Below are 7,644 nucleotides of genomic sequence, written 5' to 3' on the forward strand. Positions count from 1 at the left end.
CGGCAATAGTCAAAAGACTATTGCTGGTAAGTCAAGTCCGTATCTAAGCAAGTTGGTGTTCTGGTTAGCGTAAGCTAACGAGCCACTAAGCCCTAGACTTCAGTCTAGGGTAGTTGACATATAAGCCTAAAGATAATCACGAATTATTTGCAGGGTGGAAAGATGATGGAATTCGTGATCATGAGATAGATTGGGGAGAACCAAAGGGTAAGGAATTACCGTGGTGAGTTAGCATTGATAATTAATCCATCATATTTCAAGAGTGGTCTTGTCCAAGATCACTCTTTTTTTGTTACACTTAAGGTTAAGAATGAATAATGAAGTAAGAAAGGAAATGATTAAATGAAACTTGCGCATGGAAAAATACAAAGCGATGAAATCAAATTACGTTGGCTGATTTTAGGTGAACTAGCTACCTGGATTGGAGCAAGTTTTATTTGGCCACTGACTTCAGTTTATTTAAATAAACAGTTGCACATCAGCCTTTCTATGATTGGGGTCGTTTTATTTTGTAACTGTGCGGGAAATATTCTGGGGTCAATCATCTCCGGACGCCTTTATGATAAATACAACCCGTATCCGTTGATCTTATGGGGCGTAGGCCTTGATGCGGCTGTTTTATTCTTGATGGCAATCTTCCACGGCTGGCCTGAATATTGGATTTGGCTAACGATCACTGGCTTTTTAGGCGGCTGGAACGGTACCCTAATTAATTCGATTGCCACGAGTTTACGACATTATCCGGGTAGATACGTATTCAATGTGCTGTATTTCTCACAAAACTTGGGTGTGGTAACCGGTACTTTGATCGTTGGATACTTATATGATTACTCAGTTACATTGTTGTTTGTGATTGCTGCGCTGCTCTTCGTTGTTGCCTTCATCAATGCTTTATTTAATTATCGACCAATCATTGCCTTTCATAAGGAAAGAGTTGCTAAAGGACAAAGCGGAGATACACAAAAGGCGGTTCCTATGCCTAAGCGCAACTTTATTATGACGATGGCTTTCTTCACTACTTTAGGTATTACTTGGTTAATGTACATGAACTGGGAATCTAACTTGTCCGTTTATATGGTTTCACTAGGCATCCCGTTCCATTTGTACAGTTTGCTTTGGACTTTAAATGCTAGTGTGATTGTAATTATGCAAGGAATTTTAGCTAGATTTCCTAATATTTTTAAAAATCTTTTCCATCAGATCATTTTTGGTATCTGCATGTTTTCACTATCATTTATTACATTAGTCTTTGCCAAAGATTTTGCTCATTTTGCACTATCAATGTTTATTTTGACATTGGGTGAATCAACAGCCTTCCCAGCTATTCCAGCCTATGTGAATGACTTATCACCTAAAACAAGTAAGGGCAAATATCAGGGAGCAACAATGGTTGCCAGTGGTATTGGGCGAGCCTTTGGTCCACTATTTGGTGGTTTAGTTATTGACCAGGCTGGTTATATTCCTTTCTTCTGGGTTGCAGCAATCGTCATCGCTTTAATGATTGTCATGATGATACCAATTTATGCAAAATTAGCCAAAAAACTTACTTTATATAAGTAGACTGCAGACTGCATTAAATAAAAATGATATAATTAAAATGATTTAATATTAATTTGATAATAAAGGGGGATTTCTCTTTGAATAATAAAATGACTGTACGCGGCGGTGCTGGCGATATTACCGAAGCAGATTTATCAGCTCGTCCACAAGATAATTTATACTTAGCCGTTAACTCAGAATGGTTAAAGAATGCTAAGATTCCATCAGATCGTTCAAGAACTAGTAGTTTTGACGGTATTGATTTGAATATTGAAAAAGAATTGATGCAAGATTTTGCGGATTTTGCAGATGGTAAAAAAGATTTACCAAATGTGCCTAATTTTGAAAAGGCTGTAGCACTTTACAAGATTGCTAAGAATTTTGACAGAAGAAATGCGGATGGTGCAGATCCAATTCAAGCAGATCTGCATGAAATCTTAGATTTGCGCAACTTCGCTGACTTTACTTTGAAGGCTGCGGACTTCTTTAGAAATGGTTTTCCTATGCCATTTGATTTCTCAGTAGAAGCAGATATGAAGAATACTAAGATTCATTCACTGCAATTTGGTGGCCCAAGCACATTTTTGCCAGATACTACTACTTATAAGACTCCAGCTGCAGAAAAGTTGTTAGCCGTATTGAAGAAGCAATCAATCAACTTATTAACAATGAGCGGTATTAGCAAGTCTGAAGCGGAAGATTATGCAGAAAAGGCTTTGGCATATGATGCTAAAATTGCCAAGGTAGTTAAGTCTGCCGAAGAATGGGCTGATTATCCAGCTGCTTATAACCCAATTTCTCGCGCTGATTTTGCTGATAAGTTCAAGTCATTCAAGATGGATTACTTCTTAGGTGAACTCTTTGCTAAGAAACCAGAACGTATAATTAATACTGAGCCTCGTTACTTAGACCACGCTGAAGAACTTTTGAATGAAGATAACTTCGCAGAAATTAAGGGCTGGATGTTAGTTAAGTTCGTTAATGGTGTAGCTAGTTCATTGTCACAAGAATTTCGTAAAGCAGTCTTCCCATTTAGCCAAGCTTTGTCTGGTCAACCTGAACTTCCAAGCGGTGTTAAGCAAGCATACCGCATCGCTAACAGTGACTTTAGCGAAGTAGTTGGTGTTTACTATGGTCAAACATACTTCGGTGCAGAAGCTAAGGCCGATGTCACTGACATGATTCACAAGATGCTTAACGTTTATGAAAAGAGAATCCGCGAAAATTCATGGCTTTCGCAAGAAACTAAGGATAAGGCAATTGTTAAGTTGCGTGCTTTGATCTTGAAGATTGGTTACCCAGATAAGATCGAAGAAATCTACGATCGCTTGACTGTTGATCCAGAGGCTAGTCTTTATGCTAATGAAGCTCAATTTGGTAGAGAACAAATTAAGTACAATTTGGAAAAACTAGGTCAAGATGTTGATCGCAGCGTATGGCTTATGCCAGGTAACCTCGTTAACGCATGTTACGATCCACAAAGAAACGATTTGACTTTCCCAGCTGCAATTTTACAAAAGCCATTCTACGACTTGGAGCAATCACGTAGTTTGAACTATGGTGGTATCGGTGTCGTAATTGCCCATGAAATTTCTCACGCCTTCGACAACAACGGCGCTCAATTCGATGAATTTGGTAATATGAAGAATTGGTGGACTGAAAAGGACTTCGCTGAATTTAAGAAGCGTACTCAGGCTGAAATTGATTTGTTTGACGGCATTAAGTATGGTCCAGTAACTCTTAACGGTAAGCAAATTGTGTCAGAAAATATTGCTGACCAAGGTGGTTTGACCGCTGCTGTTGAAGCTAACAAGGGCGAAAACGGCAACATGAAGGAATTGTTTGAAAACTTTGCTCGCGTTTGGGCAACTAAGCAATTACCAGAGAGTATCAAGACTCAAGTATCAGTTGATGTTCACGCTCCAGGTCCAGAACGTGCCAATGTTCAATCACAATGTCAGGAAGAATTCTACAAGGCATTTGATGTAACTGAGCATGATGGCATGTGGCTCGATCCTGAAAAACGCGTTGTAATTTGGTAATAAAACATAAAATAACCTTGCTAAGCAAGGTTATTTTTTTGTCATTTTTACTAATTTGTTATTTTTTAAGGCTAAAGAGTAGCCTTTTTTTATATTGAATTCTATAATGAAGATGACTACAGTGTTTGCTACTGCACTGCGGCCTTTATAACTTATACCCATATAAATTTTATGCACTAAAAAAGGCTCCCATCAGGGAGCCTTTTTTAGTTGTTATTAGTTATTTTGTTTTCGCAGTGGAATAATCCTTAGGTTTAATCCGTTTAATGTAAGATGGATTTGGTTTACCTAAGATTAATGGTACACGTTCAATGACGGTATCTGCGTATTCCAAACCGAACCATGAAGCAGGGTTAGAAGACAAGTTTTGCAAACGAACACGAGCTTCGACTAACCATTTTTCATAACCAACTAATTGAGTTTGAGGACTGATGACATCGTTAACGATAACGAATGAGAAGTCACCGACATCACGTCCAGGAGTAGTAGTGTATTCCTGTGGTTGTGGTTCGATTGTGCCGTCAGCGATTAAATCGTGAACGATTTGACGAATGTAGACATTCACACTAGTTTGCTTCTTGAAACCTAAGTATAGCTGAATGTTAATTACGTTCTTAGTACCGTAGGTATTAACGGCATATTCAGCGGTAAATGGTTCGTTGGTTACATTAACGGTAACGAACCAGTAAGCCTTAGCACGCTTTGGACGTTTATCCAAAATAGAGTACAAGATTTCACGTTTAATAAACTTGTTGTACTTAACGTTAGCCATGTAAACCAAGTTAGTAGCGTAAGTTGGATAATCTTCGTCGTGACTTAAGTTGGTAAGCATATCGGTATATTCGTCTAAGCGAACATAAGCATTTCTAGATTCACGTTTATCACGAACCTTGTTACCGTAGTACCAAACATACATGATGAAGCCGATTACACCAGCAATGAAGAGTGATACGTAACCACCGTGGGTGAACTTGGTTAAACTTGAGATCATGAACATAATGTCAAGAACACCGAAGAAGATCAAGAAGATCCAGTTCCAAAGTGGGTTAATTTTCTTCAACACTAACCATTCATAAAGCAAGATGGTAGTTGCAAGCATTGAAATCGTGATGGAAAGACCATAGGCTGCTTCCATGTGAGCAGAAGTCTGGAAGTACAAAACGATTGCGATAGTAGCAACACAGATTCCTTTATTGATGGAAGGAATATAGATCTGACCTTTTTCTGTTGATGGATAATCGATATTCATTCTTGGCAAGAATTTAAGTCCACTGGCTTCAGCGACCAAAGTGAATGATCCAGTGATCAAAGCCTGTGAAGCAATAACAGCGGCAACAGTAGCCAAGATGATAGCAAACAATCTGATGTTGATTGGAATCATTTCATAGAATGGATTAAGCACGCCGCCGTCGGCAGGACGGAAAGTTGGGTTGTTCAAAATCCAAACACCTTGACCAAAGTAGTTGAGTGACAAGCAAACAAATACAAATGGCCATGAACCGATGATGTTCTTTTTACCAACGTGTCCTACATCAGAGTAAAGAGCTTCAGCACCAGTAGTAGCCAGGAAGATTGATCCTAAGATAAAGATTCCGGCTTTATTATAAGGGCTGAAGAGTAACTTAATGGCATAAACTGGGTTAATCGCTTGAATGATTGACCAATCGCCAGCCATGTTGATAACACCCATGACGCCTAAGAAGGTGAACCAGATAAACATGATAGGGCCGAATGCTTTACCGATGATACTGGTTCCCATCTTTTGAATAGAGAAGAGCACCAGCAGGATAATTACGGTAATCATGATTACCATTTCCTGGGTAGAAACAGGAACGCTGCCACCAAATTGAAGACCTTTTAACCCTTCAATCGCGGTGGTAACAGTTACGGCCGGAGTTAACGTACCATCGGCTAAGATGGCAGCCCCACCGATCAAAGCAGGCAATACCAGCCATTTGGCTCTCTTTCTAACCAAAGTATACAGAGCAAAAATACCACCTTCACCATGGTTGGTTGCTTTTAGCGCAATCAAAACCGTTTGTAAGGTAGTTAGTAGTGTCACGGTCCAAAGAACCAAAGAAATGGAACCGATGATGAAATCGCGGTTAACATTTCCGATACCGCCATTGCCTTCGACAATAGACTTCATAACATAAAGTGGACTAGTACCGATATCGCCATAGACAATACCAATGGCGATCAGCAAGCCAGCCGCGCTCATACGTTTTGACTTAGTATTCATTTATATATCTCCCACAAATAAATTGTAGCTATTAATAAAAAAAGAAAATGCCACAATGACATTTTCCTTTTAATACATTCATTTTCGTCTATTTTAGTTCACATTGCAAGTAAAATAATTATGTTTTAATTTTGGGTTTAAAAAAGCAGAGTGTTCGATATAACTGACAAAATTTGCGCTTTTTGTCAGTTATACTGAACACCCTTCTCAATTGAATATATTTGAACACAAAAAAAGACTCCCAAATCGGGAGCCTTTTTCAATATAAATTATGAAAGTGATGAAGAAATCTTAGCACGTTGTTCTTCATACCACTTGTCCCATGCTTCGTAAGTAAGCATGTCTTCTGGCTTAACGCCGGTCTTTTCAACCATTACATCAAGTAAGTTCTTAAAGTTGTAATCATGGTATTGCAAAACGTGTTCAACCAACTTCTTACGTGGGAAGTGGATGTTGTTCAAGAGATAACTGTTAATATCAACCATGTTGTGATTTTCATCGTAAAGGTTGATGATTTCAAGGTCATCTTCATCAAATTGAGCAATGTAGAAGTTAGCGAAGACCTTCAAGTAATCAGGTTGTTCCTTGAATTCTTCCTTAGGCATAGTAGTCTTATTAGCTTCTGGCATTACGACTTTAAGATCGTCGTTTTCTTCTTCTGTTTCTTTATCTGCTTGTGCTTGAGCGTTCTTTTCTTCTTCAGTCAAAGTTGTTACCCCTTTATTTAGAAAATAAATAGATGAAAAATCAATAATAATTCTACCGACTTCTGCAAATAAAAGCAAATTTAACTGCTTTTAGGAAATTTCTTTATAATGTTTGCTTGTGAACGTATATTTGGATTTAGTATAATTTTAGCCGTAGAAAAGCTGAAGTGGTGGCTATCCTGGAAGGGGAAGCCTTCGTGTCTGTTGCAGATGCGTTGCAACTAATGTTAGAATTCGGCACATTTGTCGTTACTCTAATTGCATTAGTTGTTGAGTTGATTAAGTTTTTTGATCAACGAAAAAAATAACTGCTTTGGCTGTGCAGAGCCGGCAGTTATTGAATAAGTAACAATATTTGATAGCACCGCTTACGCGATTCTACATTAAGAGGTTGGCTCATTTGCCGACCTCTTTTTCATTACATATTATAGCAAGTTCATAGACCCGCAGCAATTACTTATTATCTGAAGCATCTGAACTCTGGGTGCTTGATGATTGCGCGCTGCTAGAAGATTGATTAGATTGGCTGCTTGATTGCTTGGTACTACTTGAAGAACTAGATTGAGCATCGGCATCCTTGTCGCTGGATGAAGATGAGGCAGAACTAGATTGTTTGTCCTTATCTTGATGATCCTTATTCTCCTTATTCTTGTCCTTGTCGGAACTGCTGCTAGAGCTGGAAATATCTGAACTTGAATTAGAATTCTTGTCTACATCAGCAGAATTACTATTTTTCTCCTTAGTATTGGACTTCATATTAGAATTACTCTGACTGTTGCGTTGAACGGCATTATTGTGACTAACATAGGCGCCAGCGCCACCTCCGCCAATCAAAAACATAGCAAAAATCGCACCCCAAAAGATTAATTTCTTCATTAAAAATCTCTCTCCCATGTATTTTGTGAATTAGGTTCAGCGAGAACCTTGATTGCTAAATTATAGTTTAAGGCATTTCGGTAAAAAAGGATAAATAGAAGATTTACTTTTAACTAATAGTCAACTACCCTAGACTGAAGTCTAGGGCTTAGTGGCTCGTTAGCTTACGCTAACCAGAACACCAACTTTCTTAGATACGGACTTGACTTACCAGCAGTAATCTTTTGACTATTGCCGA

7 protein-coding genes are annotated in these 7,644 nt (G+C 38.5%); 4 read left to right on the forward strand and 3 right to left on the reverse strand.

From position 1 onward, the window contains the following. Positions 1-113 precede the first annotated feature (113 nt). From B5E95_RS10590 to B5E95_RS09905, 3 genes are all read left to right on the forward strand, one after another. Complete coding sequence (locus tag B5E95_RS10590) at positions 114-227, forward strand: PbsX family transcriptional regulator (RefSeq protein ID WP_143437048.1); 114 nt, start codon at positions 114-116, stop codon at positions 225-227. A 115-nt stretch (positions 228-342) separates the two neighbouring features. After that, positions 343-1,560, forward strand: a complete 1,218-nt coding sequence (locus tag B5E95_RS09900) for an MDR family MFS transporter (RefSeq protein ID WP_087236511.1) — start codon at positions 343-345, stop codon at positions 1,558-1,560. Positions 1,561-1,649: 89 nt separating this feature from the next. Further along, positions 1,650-3,581 (forward strand): M13 family metallopeptidase, encoded by a 1,932-nt coding sequence (locus B5E95_RS09905; RefSeq protein ID WP_206391363.1) that lies wholly within the window; start codon positions 1,650-1,652, stop codon positions 3,579-3,581. Positions 3,582-3,801: 220 nt separating this feature from the next. Here the strand turns inward: B5E95_RS09905 and B5E95_RS09910 are convergent, their stop codons facing one another. Both B5E95_RS09910 and B5E95_RS09915 read right to left on the reverse strand, forming a co-directional pair. Then, positions 3,802-5,823 carry a KUP/HAK/KT family potassium transporter gene (locus B5E95_RS09910; protein WP_087236515.1) on the reverse strand — a complete coding sequence of 674 codons (2,022 nt, stop codon included), beginning with the start codon at positions 5,821-5,823 and terminating at the stop codon, positions 3,802-3,804. Positions 5,824-6,092: 269 nt separating this feature from the next. Continuing rightward, entirely contained in the window at positions 6,093-6,530 is a 438-nt protein-coding gene (locus B5E95_RS09915; RefSeq protein ID WP_087236518.1) for a hypothetical protein, read from the reverse strand. 197 nt (positions 6,531-6,727) lie between these two features. Between B5E95_RS09915 and B5E95_RS09920 the strand changes: the two genes are divergently transcribed. Further along, positions 6,728-6,838, forward strand: coding sequence for a putative holin-like toxin (locus B5E95_RS09920; RefSeq protein ID WP_025005568.1), 111 nt, complete (start codon positions 6,728-6,730; stop codon positions 6,836-6,838). 145 nt (positions 6,839-6,983) lie between these two features. Here B5E95_RS09920 and B5E95_RS09925 read toward each other — a convergent pair whose 3' ends face one another. Further along, positions 6,984-7,406 carry a hypothetical protein gene (locus B5E95_RS09925; protein ID WP_087236516.1) on the reverse strand — a complete coding sequence of 141 codons (423 nt, stop codon included), beginning with the start codon at positions 7,404-7,406 and terminating at the stop codon, positions 6,984-6,986. Positions 7,407-7,644: the final 238 nt, after the last annotated feature.

It is taken from the genome of Lactobacillus gallinarum (assembly GCF_002160635.1).
Classification (GTDB): Bacteria; Bacillota; Bacilli; order Lactobacillales; family Lactobacillaceae; genus Lactobacillus; species Lactobacillus gallinarum.